16 protein-coding genes, 1 other RNA gene and 1 pseudogene are annotated in these 19,512 nt (G+C 60.5%); 4 read left to right on the top strand and 14 right to left on the bottom strand.

Going from position 1 to position 19,512, the window contains the following annotated elements; translation table 11 throughout:
- The 4 genes and pseudogenes from KP703_RS03630 to hrcA all read right to left on the bottom strand — a co-directional run.
- Positions 1–381, bottom strand: a pseudogene (locus KP703_RS03630) (hypothetical protein); the annotation flags it as partial.
- A 286-nt stretch (positions 382–667) separates the two neighbouring features.
- Positions 668–1,799, bottom strand: a protein-coding gene (prfB, locus tag KP703_RS03625; protein ID WP_215753823.1) for a peptide chain release factor 2 whose coding sequence is annotated in 2 segments (ribosomal slippage) — positions 668–1,729 and positions 1,731–1,799 — 1,131 coding nt in all. Because the reading frame shifts where the segments join, the coding sequence is not laid out codon by codon here.
- Between the two features lie 50 nt (positions 1,800–1,849).
- Positions 1,850–4,618: a penicillin-binding protein 1A gene (locus KP703_RS03620; RefSeq protein ID WP_215753822.1), complete on the bottom strand. Its 2,769-nt coding sequence runs from the start codon at positions 4,616–4,618 to the stop codon at positions 1,850–1,852.
- Between the two features lie 80 nt (positions 4,619–4,698).
- Positions 4,699–5,772: a heat-inducible transcriptional repressor HrcA gene (gene hrcA / locus KP703_RS03615; protein WP_062250330.1), complete on the bottom strand. Its 1,074-nt coding sequence runs from the start codon at positions 5,770–5,772 to the stop codon at positions 4,699–4,701.
- Between the two features lie 150 nt (positions 5,773–5,922).
- Between hrcA and rph the strand changes: the two genes are divergently transcribed.
- The 3 genes from rph (at position 5,923) to mtnK (ending at position 8,610) form a co-directional block, all read left to right on the top strand.
- Positions 5,923–6,651, top strand: a complete 729-nt coding sequence (gene rph / locus KP703_RS03610) for a ribonuclease PH (protein ID WP_062141126.1) — start codon at positions 5,923–5,925, stop codon at positions 6,649–6,651.
- Position 6,652: 1 nt separating this feature from the next.
- The gene (gene rdgB / locus KP703_RS03605) at positions 6,653–7,252 is read left to right on the top strand and encodes an RdgB/HAM1 family non-canonical purine NTP pyrophosphatase (RefSeq protein WP_062141128.1); all 600 of its coding nucleotides are present in this window, start codon (positions 6,653–6,655) and stop codon (positions 7,250–7,252) included.
- A 104-nt stretch (positions 7,253–7,356) separates the two neighbouring features.
- Complete coding sequence (gene mtnK, locus KP703_RS03600; RefSeq protein ID WP_215753821.1) at positions 7,357–8,610, top strand: S-methyl-5-thioribose kinase; 1,254 nt, start codon at positions 7,357–7,359, stop codon at positions 8,608–8,610.
- An 83-nt stretch (positions 8,611–8,693) separates the two neighbouring features.
- Here the strand turns inward: mtnK and KP703_RS03595 are convergent, their stop codons facing one another.
- From KP703_RS03595 to aroA, 4 genes are all read right to left on the bottom strand, one after another.
- Entirely contained in the window at positions 8,694–9,902 is a 1,209-nt protein-coding gene (locus KP703_RS03595; protein WP_373687432.1) for an L-dopachrome tautomerase-related protein, read from the bottom strand.
- A gap of 434 nt (positions 9,903–10,336) precedes the next feature.
- Positions 10,337–12,049, bottom strand: coding sequence for a 30S ribosomal protein S1 (gene rpsA / locus KP703_RS03590; protein ID WP_043550426.1), 1,713 nt, complete (start codon positions 12,047–12,049; stop codon positions 10,337–10,339).
- A 281-nt stretch (positions 12,050–12,330) separates the two neighbouring features.
- Positions 12,331–12,984, bottom strand: coding sequence for a d(CMP) kinase (locus KP703_RS03585; protein WP_215753820.1), 654 nt, complete (start codon positions 12,982–12,984; stop codon positions 12,331–12,333).
- Positions 12,981–14,336 (bottom strand): 3-phosphoshikimate 1-carboxyvinyltransferase, encoded by a 1,356-nt coding sequence (gene aroA, locus KP703_RS03580; protein WP_197463940.1) that lies wholly within the window; start codon positions 14,334–14,336, stop codon positions 12,981–12,983. Before aroA ends, KP703_RS03585 begins: the two co-directional genes overlap by 4 nt.
- 236 nt (positions 14,337–14,572) lie before the next feature.
- Here aroA and KP703_RS03575 point away from each other — a divergent pair, with 236 nt between their 5' ends.
- Entirely contained in the window at positions 14,573–14,902 is a 330-nt protein-coding gene (locus KP703_RS03575; protein WP_062141136.1) for a TIGR02300 family protein, read from the top strand.
- A gap of 109 nt (positions 14,903–15,011) precedes the next feature.
- Here KP703_RS03575 and folB read toward each other — a convergent pair whose 3' ends face one another.
- The 6 genes from folB to ffs form a co-directional block, all read right to left on the bottom strand.
- Positions 15,012–15,404, bottom strand: a complete 393-nt coding sequence (gene folB, locus KP703_RS03570) for a dihydroneopterin aldolase (RefSeq protein WP_043550422.1) — start codon at positions 15,402–15,404, stop codon at positions 15,012–15,014.
- A gap of 5 nt (positions 15,405–15,409) precedes the next feature.
- Positions 15,410–16,210, bottom strand: coding sequence for an SDR family oxidoreductase (locus KP703_RS03565; RefSeq protein WP_082779411.1), 801 nt, complete (start codon positions 16,208–16,210; stop codon positions 15,410–15,412).
- Positions 16,211–16,233: 23 nt separating this feature from the next.
- Complete coding sequence (gene recR / locus KP703_RS03560; protein ID WP_215753819.1) at positions 16,234–16,830, bottom strand: recombination mediator RecR; 597 nt, start codon at positions 16,828–16,830, stop codon at positions 16,234–16,236.
- 16 nt (positions 16,831–16,846) lie between these two features.
- Positions 16,847–17,170 carry a YbaB/EbfC family nucleoid-associated protein gene (locus KP703_RS03555; RefSeq protein WP_043550420.1) on the bottom strand — a complete coding sequence of 108 codons (324 nt, stop codon included), beginning with the start codon at positions 17,168–17,170 and terminating at the stop codon, positions 16,847–16,849.
- Between the two features lie 46 nt (positions 17,171–17,216).
- Positions 17,217–19,238: a DNA polymerase III subunit gamma/tau gene (locus KP703_RS03550; protein ID WP_215753818.1), complete on the bottom strand. Its 2,022-nt coding sequence runs from the start codon at positions 19,236–19,238 to the stop codon at positions 17,217–17,219.
- A 57-nt stretch (positions 19,239–19,295) separates the two neighbouring features.
- Positions 19,296–19,393, bottom strand: an RNA gene (ffs, locus tag KP703_RS03545) — signal recognition particle sRNA small type.
- Positions 19,394–19,512: the final 119 nt, after the last annotated feature.

The raw sequence follows: 19,512 nt of genomic DNA, 5'->3' as shown, positions 1-19,512 counted from the left end.
GGGCGGTGGTGGTGGCGGTGGTGGCAGAATTCTGGTCTTGATCGGCGGATGCGTAACCGGAACGCTCGCAGACGTTCCCATGCCGTACATAAGTCCCATAACCGCCAAGAGATGCAGCAGAATCACAACCAGCAGAGCAACAACACCGACAACAGCTCCTGTTCCGATGACAAAGCGCACCGGACTCTGTTGCTGTTGCGCGTGGTCCTTCATATTTCTACATCCTCCTTCTTCCACGCCAGCCAAAGAAACACTGGCCAGCGCCATCACCTGATCTATGGCATCAAAAACTGATGGCCCTGCACCAACATTTCGTGCCTCAGCACTGGAATAGACTGACAGAGCTGCATGGCTGCCATCTTCCTGACCCTGATTGGGCAATTTGACAGCAAATATGTCAAGAATGTTCTTGATCGAAAATGAACGCTGCCTTGTTTGGGAGCAGAAGGCTCATAAAACAGGCACCGTGCACAAATCGGCAGAAAAAAGCCACTTTCTGTAAGGATGCCTCGAAAACAGACGCCTCTCTGCCTGTTTTGAGCCCAGTCTTATTTAAAAAAAAATTCTTTGTAACGTTCATGAATCTGTCGTGGTTCCCCATATCCACGCAATATAAAAAAACGGGCCCCGAAGAGGCCCGTTTTTTAACACTTCATAAACGTGCAGTTTATTGCGCGTTAGCACTCGCCTCAGAGCGGGTTGCGCCAACCCGGGCCGCAAGGGCCGCCGCCATGAACGCATCCAGATCCCCATCCAGCACAGCGCTGGGGTTCCCTGTTTCCACGTTGGTGCGCAGATCCTTCACCATCTGGTACGGAGCCAGAACGTAAGAACGTATCTGGTGCCCCCAGCCGATGTCTGTCTTGGCCGCTTCCGTAGCAGCCGCAGCGGCCTCACGCTTTTGCAGTTCCGCCTCATACAAACGGGCCCGCAGCATCTGCATAGCCGTTGCACGGTTGCGATGCTGGGAACGGTCGGTCTGACACGCCACCACAATGCCCGTGGGCATATGGGTAATACGAATGGCCGAATCGGTCTTGTTAACGTGCTGACCACCCGCGCCAGAAGCGCGGAACGTATCGACCTTAAGGTCGGAATCGTTCACTTCGATCTCAATCGAATCGTCAATCACCGGATAGACCCAGACGGATGCAAAGGACGTCTGGCGGCGTGCCGCGGCATCAAACGGGGAGATACGCACCAGACGATGCACCCCGGCCTCGGTTTTCAGCCAGCCGTAGGCATTCGGGCCGGAAACCAGAATGGTGGCGGACTTCAACCCGGCCTGTTCACCTTCCGAGCTTTCCATCAGCGTAACTTTGTACCCATGAGCTTCCGCCCAGCGGGTGTACATGCGCAGCATCATTTCTGCCCAGTCCTGCGCTTCCGTCCCGCCGGCACCGGCGTTGACTTCCAGATAGCAGTCATTGCTATCCGCTTCGCCAGACAACAGGCTTTCGGTCTCACGGCGTTTGGCTTCTTCCGCCAGAGCCTTCAGGGCTGCTGTAGCTTCCGCCACAATCTCCGCATCCCCTTCGGCTTCCGCCATTTCCACCAGCTCACAGGCGTCCTGCACGCTGGTTTCCAGCTTCTGCACGCCTTCCACCTGCCCGGCCAGCAGGGTGCGTTCACGCATCAGCTTCTGGGCGGCGTCGGAATCATTCCACAAATCCGGGTCTTCGGCCCGGTTGTTCAGTTCGGCAAGTCGGGCCTGGGCGACATCCCAGTTAAAGATGCCTCCTCAGCAGTGCCACCGACTGCTTGATCTGGTCATTAAGGGCTTCTGTCTCAGCCGACATCGGGCCGTCTCTCCATCAGGTCTTTATAAAATTCTCACGTGTGAACGGCCTCAATAAAGGCCGCCCATGCCAATGTCACCCCCGGACGCGGCAGGGGGCGCTTTTGCTGCACCCGGTGTTGCAGTCTGACCGGGGCTGGCGGCGCCTGTGCCAGACTGACCGGCACCGGCCGCCATATCACTTTCCGAATCCGGCATGTTTTCCGCACCCGTATCCGCCGCCGTCAACTCGTGAGAGGCCCCATTATCCGCCAGACTGACGCTCACACCCGGAATCTGGCCCGGTTTAAAGGCATCAATCGCCACACCACGACCCGTATCATACCGCACCAGCGTGACACCCTCCGGCGCGGCAAAATCCAGCTTCGACCGACCTTCGAGTGCTGTTTTCATCACCTTGTTCCAGATCGGCCCGGCAATAGCCCCGCCGGTTTCGTTCTTACCCAGTGACTCCGGCGTATCAAATCCGATCCACACCACCGTCACCAGATCAGGCGAATAACCTGCAAACCATGCGTCATTAAAGTTCTGGCTGGTGCCGGTTTTGCCAGCCACGGGGTTATCAATCCCCTTCCCGGCCTGCACGCCGGTTCCACGCCGGATGACGTCCTGCAGCATGGTCGTAATCTGGAATGCGCTCTGCTCCGAGGCCACACGCGGGCGATTATCCTGCACTTCCGGAATCTCATCCTGCCCCGGCATGATGATCTTGACGGCATTATCCTGCACAGGCGCTGCGGCCGGTGCGGGAACCTTGCCTGCGTCCTGCCCCTTGGGCGCATCAGGGAAGATGGCATCGGCATCCGAAGGCTGGCCGGGTACGGGCGGCGTGGCCGCAGCATCCCCTGTCTGCGCAGACGCGGACACCAGAGAAATGCCCTCCGGCCGCCAGATCACATGGCCTTCACGGTCCTGCACATCATCAATCAGGGTAGGAGTGACTTTCCGGCCACCTGCCGCAAGGGAAGCGTAGGCTCCTGCTTCCTTCAGCACTGTGGTTTCCACGGCCCCCAGCGCTGCGGGCAGCACGTGCGGCATGGAATCCACCAGCCCGATTCGGGTCGCCAGATCCGCCACGTTCTTGATGCCGATATGGGCTGCCAGACGGATGGTCACCAGATTGCGGGATTCCCGCAGGGCGTCATGCAGAGAGGTCGGCCCCCAGAAATCTTTCTCGTAGTTGTTCGGGTGCCAGGTGCCATAAGACACCGGCGAATCATCAAACGACTGCGAGGGCGAAATGCCCTGCTCCATGGCCTGCAAATACACAAACGGTTTGAAGGACGAACCGGGCTGACGCAGCGCCTGCGTGGCACGATCAAACTGCGAGGTCTGGAACGACCAGCCGCCCACCAGCGCCATAACACGCCCGGTGCGTGCATTCAGCGTCACCACGGCGCCTTCTACATGCGGCACCTGCATCAAGGCCACGCGGCTGCTTCCGGCCTGCGGTTCGATCATCACCAGATCGCCCGCTTTCAGCAGCCTGAAACGCCGGGTCCACGCCAAATCACGATCCTGAATCGCACCCGTCTGCGGTGTGCCACCCTGCATGGCGGCTCCACGGCGCACAACAGCACCTTCCAGCCAGCCAACACGACCATGCGCCGGGTCCAGCACGACGGCCAGACGCCACTGGTCCAGCATGCCCAGCGGCACAGCTTCCGCATTCAGGGCAGCAACCCATTCTTCCTGAGACGAAGAGGCATTGACGGTTTGCAGGTGCTTCACCGGCCCACGCCAGCCACCATGCGCACGGTCATACGCCATCAGCCCCTGACGCAGCACAGTCTGCGCTGTCAGCTGAAGGGCGGGGTCCAGACTGGTATGCACATCCAGCCCGCCCTGCATGGTCATGTCCTGACCGTATTTTTCCAGCAGCTGGCGGCGCACTTCCTCAGCAAACCATTCGGAGCCGGGGGCCGGACCGGGGCGCACAAACGTATGCGGGATCAGCGGTTCAGCCTCGGCAGCGCGTGCTGCTTCATGCGTCAGCGAGCCGGTTTCCGCCATACGCTCCAGCACCCAGTTCCGCCGGCCACGGGCGGCCTCAGGGAAACGAACCGGATTGTAATTGGTGGGCGATTTGGGCAGCGCACCCAGGAAGGCCGCTTCCGCATCATCCAGCTGATCCAGCGGTTTATTGAAGTAGGTCTGCGCCGCAGCGCCAATCCCGTAAGCACCGCTGCCCAGATAGATTTCATTCAGATAGATTTCGAGAATCTTTTCCTTGGGCAGAACCTGCTCAATCCGCATGGCGAGGAAGGCTTCCTTGGCCTTTCGCTTCATGGAGACTGCATTACTGCCCAGCAGCATGACACGCGCCACCTGCTGCGTGATGGTGGACGCACCAATCGGCCTGCGTCCCTTGCCGCGCGTCAGATCCGTCAGACCAGCACGGGCAATGGCCATGGGGTCCACGCCCTTGTGGGTCCAGAACTTCTGGTCTTCCGCAGCAATAAAGGCGTTCTTCACCCGGTCCGGGATGGCGCTGGAGGGCACAAACACGCGGCGCTCATCCGCCAGTTCGGCAATCAGCCGGTCATCCGACGCATAAAGGCGGCTCATCACCGGCGGCTGATAGGTGCGCAGCCCTTCAACCGTTGGCAGATCGGCCACAATCCCTTCGTACTGGGTCCAGATGAGGACGACCGCCCCCGTGGTACCCACCAGCGCCAGAGCCGCGACGGTACCAAGCAGCCCCCGCCACTGGCGGAAACGCGGCCTGCGCCATGCGGGACCATGTCGGGAAGATGCGTCTCTTCCCTCATTATTATTGGAAGAAGACCCGGGTTCACCAGAAGACGGAGTTCTTGTCATGCAGGTCCCTTTACCATTCTCATGCGCTGTCGTCTCCAGTCTCGTCGCTCTTCCTGACCAGATGATGGCGAATTTTGCCCTTAACCGAGCATTTCACCCAAAAAACGCGCCGTATAATCCACAACCGGGACAATCCGACCGTAATTGATGCGTGTGGGGCCAATGACACCAATCGCGCCGACAATCCTGTTGGCCTCATTCCGGGCCGGGGCCACGACCATGGACATGCCGGTGCCGCCAAACAGCCCGCTTTCCGCACCAATAAAGATACGCACACCTTCTGAATGTTCCGCTAATTCCAGCAGACGCAGCATGGTTTCCTGCCGCTCCAGCCGGTCAAACAAGGCCTGAATGGCCAGCAGTCGCTCCTGCCCATCCACATCCGACAGTAATTTGCCCTGCCCGCGAATAATCAGGGTGCCGCCGCGTTCGTCTCCGCCGCCCCCCCAGATCGCCAGACCGCTTTCCACCACGTCGGCTGTCAGCTGATCCAAAGCGCTGCGATTTTCGGCAATATCCGCCCCGACCCGCTCCCGCAGGTCCGGGAGGGTCGCCCCAATCGTGTGAGCATTCAGATAGTTTGCGGCCTCCACCAGTGCAGAGGGCGGCATGCCAACGGGCGTTTCAATCACCCGATTTTCCACATGCCCATCCGTGCCCACCAGCACAACCAGCGCCCGGTTTCCGCCCAACGCCACAAATTCAATATGTTTGACGCCACCCTCCCCTTTTGGCGCAATCACCAGCCCGGCCGCATCAGACATGCCGGACAACAGGGAGGATGCTTCCGTTAGCGTATCCTGCAAGGACCGCCCCCGCGCTTCCAGCGACTGCCCGATGGCACGGCATTCCTCTTCCGAGAGGCTGCCAAACTGCAACAAACCATCCACAAACAGGCGCAAACCGGCTTCCGTCGGCAGGCGTCCGGCGGACGTATGAGGAGAAAACAGCAAGCCTGCTTCGGTCAGAGACGCCATGACATTGCGAATGGTGGCCGGAGACAACGGCAACCCGAGCCGACGGGACAGCGTGCGGGAGCCCACAGGCTCCCCACTGGCCACATATTCCTCCACAATTTCACGCAGAATGGTGGCGGACCGGGAATCCAGCCCCGGCGGCAGAACGGGTTTTGCAGGTCGCAGACCACGTTTCATGAGGGTCAGGCTCCTCCTTCACAACAGGACTCTTCTGCTTCTGCGCATCTCCGCCCTGCATGACAAGAAAAACAATGAAACAGCTCCATGGTTTCGCTCCCGCCAAAAGCACTTTATGTGCAGAGAATAATCTTTCTTAAGGAGCTTCCCATGCGTCCCTCCGGCCGCCAGCCCAACCAGATGCGCCCCGTCACCATTGAAACCGGCTTTGCCCGCCACGCGGAAGGCTCGGCGCTGATCCGCGTCGGGGGGACGGAAGTTCTCTGCGTCGCCAGTGTTGAAAGTCGGGTTCCGCCCTTCCTGCGCGGCAAAGGCACCGGCTGGGTCACGGCAGAATACGGCATGCTGCCCCGCGCCACCCACACCCGTGGCAACCGTGAAGCCGCCAAGGGCAAGCAGTCTGGCCGCACGCAGGAAATCCAGCGCCTTATTGGCCGCTCCCTGCGCTCCGTCGTGGATCTGGCTGCTCTGGGTGAAATGAGCATCACGCTGGATTGTGACGTGCTGAACGCTGATGGCGGCACGCGCTGCGCCTCCATTACCGGCGCGTGGGTCGCCCTGCGTCTGGCCCTTGGCCAGCTGGTGGCCAAAAACGTACTGAGCCACATGCCGCTGCGCGGGCAGGTTGCTGCCGTGTCCTGCGGTCTGACCAAAGCCGGCCCGGTGCTGGATCTGGATTACGAAGAAGACAGCGCCGCCGCAGCCGACACCAATTTCGTGCTGACCGCTGACCGCCGCATTGTGGAAATTCAGGGCACCGCGGAAGAGGCACCTTTCACGGAAGATGCCTTCAACGAGCTGTTTGCTCTGGCCCGCACCGGCGTGTCCGTTCTGTTTGACGCCCAGACACTGGCCGTTGAAACGGCGGAGAACCGCTAACATGACGCACGGCAAACTGGAGGCTGGCAGCAAACTGGTTCTGGCCAGCCATAATGCCGGCAAGCTGGCAGAGTTTTCCACGCTGCTGGCGGATTTTGGAGTCACCGTGCTGTCTGCCGGGGACCTCAATCTGCCAGAACCGGAAGAAACCGCCACCACGTTTGCCGGCAATGCGGCGCTTAAGGCTCTGGCTGCGGCCAAAGCCACCGGCCTGCCCGCTCTGGCGGATGATTCCGGCCTGTGCGTCAGCGCACTCGGCGGTGCTCCGGGCATTTACTCCGCCCGCTGGGCTGGCCCGAACAAGGACTTCCCTGCCGCCATGGCGCGCATTGAAGAAGGCATTGGCTCGGACGAGCGCGATGCGTGGTTTATCTGCGTACTGTGCCTTGCCTGGCCAGACGGCACCACCCGCAGCTTTGAAGGCCGTGTGGATGGCAGCATCACCTGGCCACCGCGCGGTGAAAAAGGCCATGGCTATGACCCGATTTTTACCCCCACGGGGGAAAGCCGGACCTTTGCCGAAATGGAAGAAGCCGAGAAAAACGCCATCAGCCACCGCGCGCACGCGTTTAAGGCTTTCAAACAGGCCTGTCTGGATTAAGGTGTTTTGCGGACGGGGTGACACGCCCTGTCCGTGCGTTTCCTTTGCTGTGTGGGCAGCCTTCACCCACACGGCATGACTAAGCCCGGAAAAACAGAGTCATCATGACGACGCCAGAATTGCAGCAGGCTTCTCCCTACACCACTCTGGACCTTGAAGGCGTCCGGACGGTTATTGCCTCCCTCCCCCCTATTGCAGCGCGCCTTGGCGGCACACCAGCCGAATGGCGCGTGTGGGAAGTCAGTGATGGCAACCTCAACATGGTGTTTGTGGCAGAAGGTCCAGATGGCGGTGTTTGTCTCAAACAGGCGTTGCCGCATGTGCGGGTTGACCCGGCCTGGAAAATGCCGCTGGACCGTACGTTTTTTGAAGCCGCCTATCTGCGCGCCGTCTTTCCACATGTGCCAGACCTGACCACAGAGTGTCTGCATTTTGACCCTGAGCAGTTCATTCTGATTGTCCCCAGCCTGTCCGGACATACGGTGATGCGAACCGCCATGATGGCCGGACATTATCACCCTGCTGTTGCGGCGCAGGTTGGCGATTTTGTCGCCCGCAGCACGTTCGCGACATCCCTGCTGGCGGAACCGTTTGAACGAATTATGGACCGGCAGATCTGTTTTGCCCGCAACCAGACCCTGACCCGCATTACGGTCGATCTGGTTCTGACGGACCCGTACCACGACCACCCACGCAATCACTGGGCAGACCCGCAACTCACCCCGATTGTTGCCGCCCTGCGCACCAGTCCGGCAGTGCAAGCCCGTATTGATAGTCTCCGTCTGCGCTTTTTATGCACTCCGCAGGCTCTGCTGCATGGGGACCTGCATACAGGCTCCATCATGACGACGGGCACTGATACCCGGATTATTGACGGGGAATTTGCCACCTACGGGCCGATCGGGTTTGATGCGGGACTGTTTGTCGGCAATCTTATTCTCAGTCTTTTCGCCACATCCGATCGTGCCGGGCAGGCTCTGCATCTGGATATGATCCAGACCTTCTGGACAAGTTTCAAAAAACGCTTCCTTGCCTTGTGGCAAGAGAGAGAATGGGCAGAGGATCGTTCAACCCTCTATTACGCGACCACAGACAAATCGACACAGAATTTTGAAAAGTCTCTTTTTATCCAAAATGTTTTTCAGGATATGGCAGGATTCTGTGCTGCTGAAATCATCCGCCGCAGCATTGGCTACGCGCATGTTGCAGATTTCTCTGTCCTGACCGACCAGCCAACCCGCACAACACGCCAGAAGGCAGCGCTCCTTTTTGCAAAAGACTGCCTTGAACAGAAAAAACCCCTGAAATCTCTGGCAGATTTTCTTGAGCTTCTCTACCTGCACATGTCCGCGCTGTAAGCCGCACAACAAAGCGGCACGGGAATGAATTTCTGAAAGCCGGCATAGTCAAAACTGCAAACAGATGAACTGATCGGAAGAAATCAGATTTTCTGTTCTGTATTATACGACGGGATGGGCTCAATCGGGAAACGGATCAGGTGGTAGGGCGGCTTTCTTTTGTCCTGCCCACCGTTAAAGCTGGCCAGACGGTTCCATTGCCCTAGGGTGCAATAAACATGCGTTTTGGTGCAGAAAATCCCATCAGGCGAGAGAATACGCGGGTCATGCACCATCAGGTCAAATGAACCATCCGTATTGCGCCGCAAGATACAATCCTGCTCAAAATTGGTCGTGTAAATCCGCCCCTGCGCATCGGTCGCCAGCCCGTCGGCTGTGCCCTTCTCCCCTTCATCTTTGACGGCTGCCGCCAGCGCGGCCTCACTCACAGTCGGATCGGCCAGCAAAGCGGTGGGCAGGCTATACAGCCGACGGCTGGTAAGAGGTGCGTAAAACAGGCGGTCACTGTTCGGGCTGAGCGTGACGCCATCCGCCCCGCCAACCACAAAGCGCAGCGGCTTGCCCGGGGTATAGACCAGCGGCACTCCTTCCACGACCGCCATGAACCCCGGCTCCGCCTGCGTGGAGGGATGCGTCGCCAACACACGGCGCTGACGCCCTGAGGCAATATCCACCACCACCAGCGCAGGACTGTGCCCAAAGGAGCTATCGGTCACATAGGCTGTGCCTGCCTGCCCGTGCGTCAGGTCCACGCGCAAATCATTCATGTGGCTGTCTGGCAGCAGAGCCGGAGAAGTCAGCACAATTTTATGCACGAGCCGGTTGGTTTGCGGGTCAAAGCAAACCAGTTTCGCCGCCCCCGGCTGCAAGGGCTGGCCAGCCAGTTTGCCATCATCAATCGCCCAGACCCGGCCTTGCGTGTCCATCGTCATGCCATGGATCGACATCAGCCGGTCTGCCGGGGCCGCCGCTGAGGGCAGGCTGAGGTCAGCGCCTGGCCAGGGCACAACACGCCCCTGCACCAGTTCGCCCAGCGTTGCCCCTTTATGGTTCACCGCATGGCGCGGAAAGCCCACAAAAATGCGCCCGGAATCCGTCACCACCACGCCGGAGGGACCCGGACCGTAAAAATCCGCGACAATTTCAAAGGACCCGGCAGGTTCATAACCCTGATCACCATTCACGCCGGTTGTTGGCGTACCGCCACCGCTCTCTGCCTCCTGCGCAGCCCGCGCCGCAGACGGGCGGAGCAGACCTGCCGCAACAGGAAGAGCGCAGCCACCCAGCATCATAGACTGTAAAAGCCGCCTGCGTCTGAGAGGCCGCCCCTCACCCTGCACTGCCATTTCAGAGCCTCCTGACCGCTCCAACCCAGAGTTCTTTCCGCCATCCAACTCTCTTCCCACAGCGCTTTGTGCGTCCCGCGTCGGACTCCGGGCCGAAAGCGCCAGGGAAGAAGAGGGAAGCGAAGAGCCAGAAAACGGGCGAGACGTCATGGAAGCATCACTCCTGCCTGAAGGGTGGTCCACGCTCTCATGCACGCCCCAACCAGACAACCCCGTCTTCTGTGCCCGCTAGTCACAAATCCGAGGATGAGCACTCCCCGGCAGCAGAACACAAAAAAGGCGGTGTCGTTTCCGACACCGCCTTTTTCGAGGCTTGCTTTAACACTCTTCCATCAGGCGAAGCGGGCCAGAAGGCCGCCCCGTCCTCAGGTCCAGAAGTCTTAGCTATCCGTGTTACGACGACGAATTGCCGCACCCAGAATATCACCGAGAGACGCACCGCTGTCGGATGAGCCGTATTCGTTGATAGCCTGCTTGTCTTCTTCAACTTCGCGACCTTTGATGGTCAGCGCGAGCTTGCGAGCGGCACGGTCAACAGAGACCACCTTCGCATCAACGCGTTCACCAACCGCAAAGCGTTCCGGACGCTGCTCAGCCTTGTCACGGGCCAGTTCAGCACGACGGATGAAGCCGGTCAGAACGTCGTCAACCTTCACTTCAATCCCGTTGGACTGAACTGCGGTGACGGTGCAGGTCACGATGGCACCTTTCTGAACGCTCGTCAGAACGTCAGCTGCCGGATCTTCCTGAAGCTGCTTGATACCGAGAGAGATACGTTCTTTCTCGACATCCACGTCCAGAACCTTGGCTTTGACAACCTGGCCCTTTTCGTAGTGCTTCATGGCTTCTTCGCCGGTTTCGTCCCAGGACAGGTCGGACATGTGAACCATGCCGTCGATGTCTGCAGACAGACCAACAAACAGACCGAACTCGGTGATGTTGCGGATTTCGCCTTCTACGGTGGAGCCGATTTTGTGCTCTTCCGCGAACTGCTCCCACGGGTTGCGCTGAACCTGCTTGAGGCCCAGAGAGATGCGGCGCTTCGCGCTGTCCACATCCAGAACCATCACGTCGACTTCCTGAGAAGTAGCAACGATCTTGCCCGGATGGACGTTCTTCTTCGTCCAGGACATTTCGGAAACGTGCACCAGACCTTCAACGCCCGGCTCCAGCTCAACAAATGCGCCGTAATCGGTGATGTTGGTCACGCGGCCCGTGTAACGCGCACCCGGCGGGTACTTCAGGGCAACATTTTCCCACGGATCAGCTTCAAGCTGCTTCATGCCCAGGGAGATGCGCTGCGTATCCGGGTTGAAGCGGATAACCTGCACACGTACCGGCTGGCCGATCTGCAGAGCTTCAGACGGGTGGTTGATGCGCTTCCATGCGATGTCGGTCACATGCAGCAGGCCGTCAACGCCGCCGAGGTCAACGAACGCACCGTAATCGGTGATGTTCTTCACAACGCCGTCCAGGATCATGCCTTCAGTCAGGCCCTGGATCAGTTCGCTGCGCTGTTCTGCGCGGGTTTCTTCCAGAACGGCACGACGGGAGACAACGATGTTGCCACGTGCACGATCCATTTTCAGGATCTGGAACGGCTGCGGAACACCCATCAGCGGGCTGACGTCACGCACGGGGCGGATATCAACCTGGCTGCCGGGCAGGAACGCCATGGCGCCACCCAGATCAACCGTGAAGCCACCTTTAACGCGGCCATAGATGGTGCCGTTGACGCGCTGGTTTGCTTCGAACGCTTTTTCAAGGTTCGTCCAGGCTTCTTCACGGCGGGCTTTTTCACGAGAGAGCACGATGCTGCCGTCACGGTCTTCGTAACGCTCAACATACAGCTCAACAACGTCACCCGGTTTGACATCGGGTGTGACACCCTGAGGAGCAAATTCGCGCAGGGAAACGCGGCCTTCGCTCTTCAGACCAACATCGACAATCGCGAATTCGTCGGTCAGGCGGACAATGCGCCCACGCACAACGGACCCGTCAAAGCCGGTATCGCGGCCGAGGGTCTCGTCAAGAAGGGAAGCAAAATCTTCGCCACGGAAATGATCCGTGGCCGGGGTTGCGGCTGAAGCCATGTGTAACTGTAAATCCTGCATCGGCCCGAAAAATACAGCCGACACTTCCTGCGCACCGCCTGCCGGCAGCACGACTTGCCGCGGAAAAGGGAACGGACCCTCTGGCCCGTCTGGTTCCCGCGACCCTGACTGAAAAGGAAACCCGCTGCAAACAACAGGCATCTGAGGGCAGAGACACCCACCACCGGCGGCTTGTCAACACAATCCGGCGGATTTTGATGGGGGATAGCGGTAAAATTATTGATTTCGTGAGAACTTCTTTTTGCAGCCCTCGCAAGACCTCAGCCTGCGTGGGTGTCGAGTCGCTCCCGCACAACCCGCAGCGCTTCAGCCAGAACGGCATCCGCGCTGAGTGTGTCTGTCTCAATCACAACCGCATCTGCTGCCACCTGCATGGGGGCCGCTTCGCGCCCGGCGTCTGCGGCATCCCTTGCTTTTAAAGCCGCTGCCATCTCGGCCAGACGTGCCTCCGCACCCTCCGTCTTCGGGTCTTCCCCCAACTGCAAAAAGCGGCGGAGCGCCCGCGTAGCCGGAGAGGCCGTGATGAACAGTTTGACATCCGCATCCGGGAAAATGGCCGTGCCAATATCCCGCCCATCCAGCACCCCGCCACGCGCCTGCGCAAACCGACGCTGCGTTTCCACCAGTGCACTACGCACTGCGGGCTGGGATGCAACCTGACTGGCGGCACGAGCTACTTCCTGCGTGCGCAGGTCTTTACGCTGGGTATCTTCCGCCTTCAGCGTGCGGGCAAACTCTTCAGCCGGAGCTGCCGGGTCCTGCCCGGCATCCAGCACCAGACGCCCCACAGCCCGATAGAGCAGGCCTGTATCCAGATAAGGCAGGTTCAGTTCTGCGGCCAGACGCTTGGCCAGCGTGCCTTTACCTGCCGCTGCCGGGCCATCAACCGCAAGAACCGGACCGCCGCGCATCATGCTGAAAACCCTGCACCAAGGCTGTTCATCAGTGTGAAATAACCGGGGAAGCTGGTGTCAATAAACGCGGTATCATCAATATCCACCGGCTTTTCCGTCACCAGTCCCAACACAGAGGCACTCATGGCCAGACGATGGTCCATATGGGTTTCCACCAGACCGCCGCCGGGAATATGGCCGCCAGTGCCATGGATAATCAGGTCATCGCCATCAATGCGGGTGCGCACGCCATTATTTTCCAGCAGCGCTACGGTGGAGGCCAGACGGTCGCTTTCCTTCACTCGCAGTTCAGCAAGCCCACGCAGGCGGGAAATGCCCGAGGCATACGCCGCAGCCACGGCGAGAATGGGGTATTCATCAATCATGGACGGTGCACGATCTGCCGGGACATCCACGGCCTGAAGCGAGGAGGCCCGCACATGCAGGTCACCCACCGGCTCGCCACCCTCCGTGCGCTCATCCAGAATATCCAGACGCCCGCCCATTTCCCGCAAGGTGGTGAACAGGCCGGTGCGGAGCAGGTTCAGCCCCACATTGGAAATCAACACATCAGACCCCGGCACCAGCAGGGCCGCCACCAGCACAAAAGCGGCAGAAGACGGGTCACCCGGCACAGTTACATCCCGCGCCACCAGACGCGGCTTGCCTTCCAGCCGGATAATGCGCCCACCGTCCGGCGTTTCGTCCACCGTGACGTGCGCGCCAAAGTGGCGCAGCATGTTTTCCGTATGGTCACGGGTCGGCACAGGCTCTTCCACCTGCGTCACACCTTCCGCATTCAGGCCCGCCAGCAGAACTGCGGATTTCACCTGCGCGGACGCCACCGGCAGACGGTAGGACAGTGGTGCCGGCTGCGCGTTACCCTGAATGGCCAGCGGCAGACGCCCGCCTTCCCGCGCAAGGAACGTCGCCCCTGTGCCTGCCAGCGGGTCCATCACGCGCTTCATCGGGCGGCGGCGGAGACTGGCATCCCCGGTCATGACGGACATAATGCCGTGGCTGGCCAGCAGGCCGGACAGCAGACGCGCCGCCGTGCCGGAATTGCCCATGTCCAGCACATCTGCGGGTTCCTGCAATTCCCCCAGACCGCAGCCATGCACATGCCAGCGGCCATCGTCTTCCCGGGAGATTTTTGCGCCAAGCGCCCGCATGGCGGCAGCAGTGCGCAGCACATCCTCGCCTTCCAGCAGGCCCACAATGCGCGTCTCGCCTTTGGCAAGCGCTGCAAACATCAGGGCGCGGTGGCTGATGGATTTGTCACCCGGCACGGCAATTTTGCCGCTGAGGGACGAAGCTGGGCGGGAAACACGCAGAGCGCTGGAGGGGGAAGCAGAAGGCTGTGTCATGGTCATTTCATTCCGGCTTGTCCTGCCGTAAGTCAATCCGGCACGCGGGAAAACGGCGTCTTTTTTGCGTAAAAATATGCGTAACCGGTGCTTCAGGGTTTGACAGGACACCTGTGCAATGGCATGTGGCCTCGCCTTAATACGTCTGGATCGTTTTCCTTCCGCGCCGCGGTTTGAAGGGAATCGTCCTTTTCCGGGACACGCTTTGTCCCAATGTCTGACCAGGATCGACAGGTAGCAAGATGTCCCAGCCCGATCTCGGCACCAAACGCGTCTGCGTGTCCTGCGGTGCCCGCTTCTATGACCTGCACAGGTCTCCCGCCGTTTGCCCGAAATGTGGCACGGAACAGCCGGAACTCGTCTCCCGCCTGCGTCGCAGCACGGACAGTCTGACACCGCATGCAGACACACCGGCTCCGGCCAAGAAAGAAGATGAAGATATCGATATCGACACAGATGCCGATACCGATGGCGATGATGTGATGGAAGACACGTCCGATCTGGACGATGATGATGATGACATCAGCTCTGACATCGACGTCAGCACGGATTCGGACGAACACGATTCCTGATTGGCCTCAGGGCGTCGGGCATTCCCCGGCCCCTGCTCAGCCAGACATCACGCTATCGTGATGTACCTTTAAAAGCCCGCTTCTGCCGGGCTTTTTTTGTGCCCGGCTTTTACGCGCGGCGTTCTATTTCCACGCCCACGGCTTCAATTTCTTCAAACACATCCAGCTTTTCAATCAGCACACGCACAACGCGCACGCGGGTATCCGCCAGCACACCTGCGGCAATGCGCTCAGCCAGCGTTTCCACCAACTGCACATGACCCTCCTGCACAATACGACGCACCAGCAGCACGACGTCCTCGTAAGAAACCGTGCGACTCAGGTCGTCTGCGCCGACTTCCAGATCATTCCTGTCCACCACACCGAAGGAGACGGACACGCGAATACGCTGCGTGACCCCCTGCTCGTGCGGGAACACGCCGATATGGGCATCCAGCACCATGTTTTTCAAAAACAGATGGCGCAACGGCGGCTGGTCCGCCCAGGGAGCAAAAATTGTCATGTGTCCTATTCTTCCAGCACCGCACCGGGCGGGAGAGCCGGTGACCATTGCAGATGCTGCCCGCCGTCCAGCGCCAGCATCTGACCGGTGACAGACGGCAGGGCCAGCAGGGCCAGCGCCGCCCGCGCCACTTCCTCCGGTGAGGTCCCATGCCCCAGCGGCACCGAGGCGCATTGCTTTGCAAACTGCTCTTCGGTCTGGCGCGGGCTGGGCAACGCCGGGCCGGGGCCGACGGCATTCACCCGGATTTTTTTAGGCGCCAGCGCCAGCGCCATGGTTTGCGTCAACGTCCACAAGGCGCTTTTGGAAACAGTATAGCTGATGAAATGCGGCGTGAGAGACCACACGCGCTCATCCAGCATGTTCAGAATCATCCCCTCCGCCTGAGCCGGAAGGGCTTTGGCAAAGGCCTGCATCAGCACAAACGGGGCGCGCAGGTTGGGCTTCATATGCCCCACCCAGCTCTCCCGCGTGGTGTTGTCCCACTCATCACGCTCAAAAGTGGAGGCGTTATTCACCAGCACACCCAGCGGGCCGCCCAGAGCCTCCATGGCACCGGGGATCAGCGGGGTCACCTCTTCCTCCCGCGCCAGATCGCCTTGCAGCAGGCAGCCTTTGCGCCCACGGGCCTCGACAGCTTTCAGCGTTTCTTCTGCCCCATCCCGGTCTCCCCGGTAATGGATAGCGACATCAAACCCGGCCTCAGCCAGAGCCAGCACAATAGCCCGCCCCAGACGCGCTTTGCCGCCCGTCACCAGAGCACGGCGCGGCATAGCGGGGGAAATGGGGAAAACGCTCAGCGGCACAAAAGCATTGGACTCAGGCGCGTTCATGCTGGCCTCCGTGCGCCAAGGGCTGCGGCCAGCGTGCCATCATCCAGCACATCCAGCGCACCACCCACTGGCATACCCTGCGCCACGCGACTTACGGTCACACCCTCGTAAAAAGCCAGTTTATCCATCAGCCAGTGCATGGTTGTCGCTCCCTCTACTGTCGCGCCAAGGGCGAGAATGACTTCCCGCACGCTGCCCAGCTCCAGCCGCTCCAGCAGCGGGCTGATATTCAGATCTTCCGGGCCGATCCCGGCCAGAGGGGAAAGCGTGCCCCCCAGCACCTGATACACGCCACGGTGCACTCCCGCGCGCTCCAGCGCCCAGAGGTCTCCCACCGTTTCCACCACACACACCACGCTCGGGTCCCGCAAGGGGTCCGTGCAGATATGGCAGGGGTCAACCGTGTCCAGATTGCCGCAGGTGGAACAGGTTTTTACGGCCTCTCCCGCACGCTCAAGCGCACGGGCCAGCGGCACAAGGCGCGCCTGCGGGTCACGCAGCAAAAACAGGGCAATGCGGCGTGCAGAGCGCGGGCCAAAGCCCGGCAACCGCCCCAAAAGCCTGATCAGCTGCTCTATTTCATGCCCGCCCATGCCGCGCTCCGTCTGGTCAGAACGGCAGTTTCATACCAGCCGGCAGGTTCAGGCCGCCGGTGACTTTCTGCATTTCTTCCGCTGCTGTTGCATCCAGCTTGGTGCGGGCATCGGCACAGGCCGCCATAATCAGGTCCTGCAGCATTTCCATTTCTGCCGGGTCAGCCAGCTTGGGATCGATCTGGATGGAGCGCATGTCGCCCTTGCCGCTCAGCACAACTTTCACCATGCCCGCACCTGCGGAGCCTTCAATGTTCATGGCTTCCAGCGAGCTCTGCATGGCTTCCATTTTGGCCTGCATCTGAGTGGCCTGCTTCATCAGTCCGGCAAGATTTTTCACAGCATCTCTCCTATCTGGCTGCACCAGTGCAGCCTGTTTGTTCGGTCTAGTCTATCGACAGCCCCGGGTCGGAAGGTCGTTCATCCTCGTCCAGCAGCTCAGCGTCAAGCGGAGCAAAGACAAGTTCCGGGGGCTCTTCCGGCGGCAGACCATACTCATCCAGAGCATGATCCTGCACGTCTCCCAGTTCAGCATCCGGGAAGACGGCCAGAATAGCCTTTACCAGCGGATGCGCCTGTGCGGTGCGCCGCTGGAACTGGATAATTTCCGCGCCCTGCTCATCCAGCGTCGGCTCGCCTTCCTCCTGAGAGAGGCGAATACGCCAGGGCATCTCAGAAGCGCTTTCCAGCACCTTCTGAAACTGGCGCGGCAAATCTGCAGGCAGGCCGGGCTGCATCCGCATGGTAATGGCACCGGGCGCGAAGGAGACCACATGCACGCCGTTGCGCAAATTCCCGTGGAGCAGAGCCTCACGCCGGTCTTTGACCAAAGCAACTGCCTCACGCCATGTGCGCGGCACCACCGGCCCTTGCGGTTCCGGCGCGGCCACAACTTCCGGCTCGGGGGATGGCGTTGCGTCAGCCTCTGGCTCCTGCACGGCAACGGCAGACGCAACAGCGGGCGCGCTGGTCGTAACCGACGTTCCTGCGACCATCCGCAGGGGTGGCGGGCCTTCCTGTCCGCCCGATCTGCCGCCGTCAGACCGGGCCTCACTCAGAGCGGAGGGCGCATTCCCGTCCGGCCCGGCAGCCCCGCCCTGGGCACCAGAGGGAGCCGGAGCGCCCCCCTGCCCGGACAGCCGCCGCACCAGATCTTCCGGCGAGGGCAGATCCGCCACGTAACACAACCGGATCAGCACCATATCCGCCGCAGCGCGGCGGTCTGGTGCCATTTCCACTTCCTTCAGGCCCTTCACCAACATCTGCCAGGCGCGCATCAGCACCGGCACGGGAAAAGCTTCGGCCATCTCGGTGCCGCGCACCCGCTCGGCTTCCGGCATTTCTGCCGAATCCCGCAGGGACGGCACGGCTCGCAGGCGGGAGATGGTGTGGATCAGATCCAGCATATCGCCCAGAACCAGCCCCAGATCCGCCCCACGAGCATGCGCCGCATCGGCCAGCGCCAGAGCCTGATCGGGCTTGCCGGTCATGGCGGCGTCCAGCAGGTCAAACACCACCTGCCGGTCAGCCAGCCCCAGCATGTCACTGACGACGGAGGCATCGATCTCGGCTTCATCCTCACCCTGTGCAATGGCCTGATCCAGCAGAGACAGACCATCACGCACGGAGCCATCCGCCGCACGCGCAATCAGCGCCAGCGCATCTTCGGACAGCCGGACATGTTCTTTTTCAGCAATACGGGCAAAGAGCGCGGCCAGATCCGCCTGCGGCACGCGGCGCAGGTCAAACCGCTGGCAGCGGGACAGCACCGTAACCGGCACTTTGCGCAGTTCCGTGGTGGCAAAAATGAAGGTGACCTGTGCCGGCGGCTCTTCCAGCGTCTTGAGCAACGCATTGAAGGCGTTGCGCGAGAGCATGTGCACTTCATCAATGATGAAGACTTTCATGCGGCCCTGCATGGGGCGGAACCGCGTGGCCTCAATAATCTCGCGCACGTCATCTACGCCGGTGCGGGAGGCGGCATCCATTTCCAGCACGTCGGGGTGCCGGTCATTCAGAATAGCCACACAGTTGGCGCACACGCCGCACGGGTCTGCCGTGGGGCCACCGTTGCCATCCGGGCCAATACAGTTGAGCGCACGGGCAATAATACGCGCCGTGGTGGTTTTGCCGACCCCGCGCACGCCTGTCAGCATGAAGGCATGCGCCACGCGCCCAAGCGCGAAAGCGTTCCGCAAGGTGCGGACCATGGCTTCCTGACCAATCAGGTCATCAAACGTCGTGGGGCGATATTTGCGCGCCAGAACGCGGTAGGGGGATGTGTTTTGAGGCGGAGAGGCCGGGGCGGGGACGCCTGGAGCGGCGTCGCCAAACAGACCGGGGCCTTCCATCACAGGATCGGGCAGCCCGTCATCCCGGGAGTGGTGCGCATCGGTCTTATCGGTCATGACAGTTCCGAGGAAAAAAACTCACGCTCCTGTGGCCTGAGGCTCTGAGCGGAAAAAGGTGGAAAGCCGAACAATGACCCGCTCGAAACTCACTAGGGCTGCTTCCTTCCGGACCTGACCAGGTTAGCAAGGCGCTCGTCCACTGCCGACTTTCCGAGGAGAGAGATAGCACCAAACCGCCACGCCTGCCAACCCTGCCCTTTTCCCTCTTTGCCTTGCGGGAAGGGCCGGGCTAGGAGGTATAAGGTCTGAGCCATCCCTTGCCCCTTCAGAG

This window comes from Acetobacter sp. P5B1 (assembly GCF_018811985.1).
GTDB classification, from domain to species: domain Bacteria; phylum Pseudomonadota; class Alphaproteobacteria; order Acetobacterales; family Acetobacteraceae; genus Acetobacter; species Acetobacter cerevisiae.
This window is presented reverse-complemented; position numbering and strand designations above follow the sequence as displayed.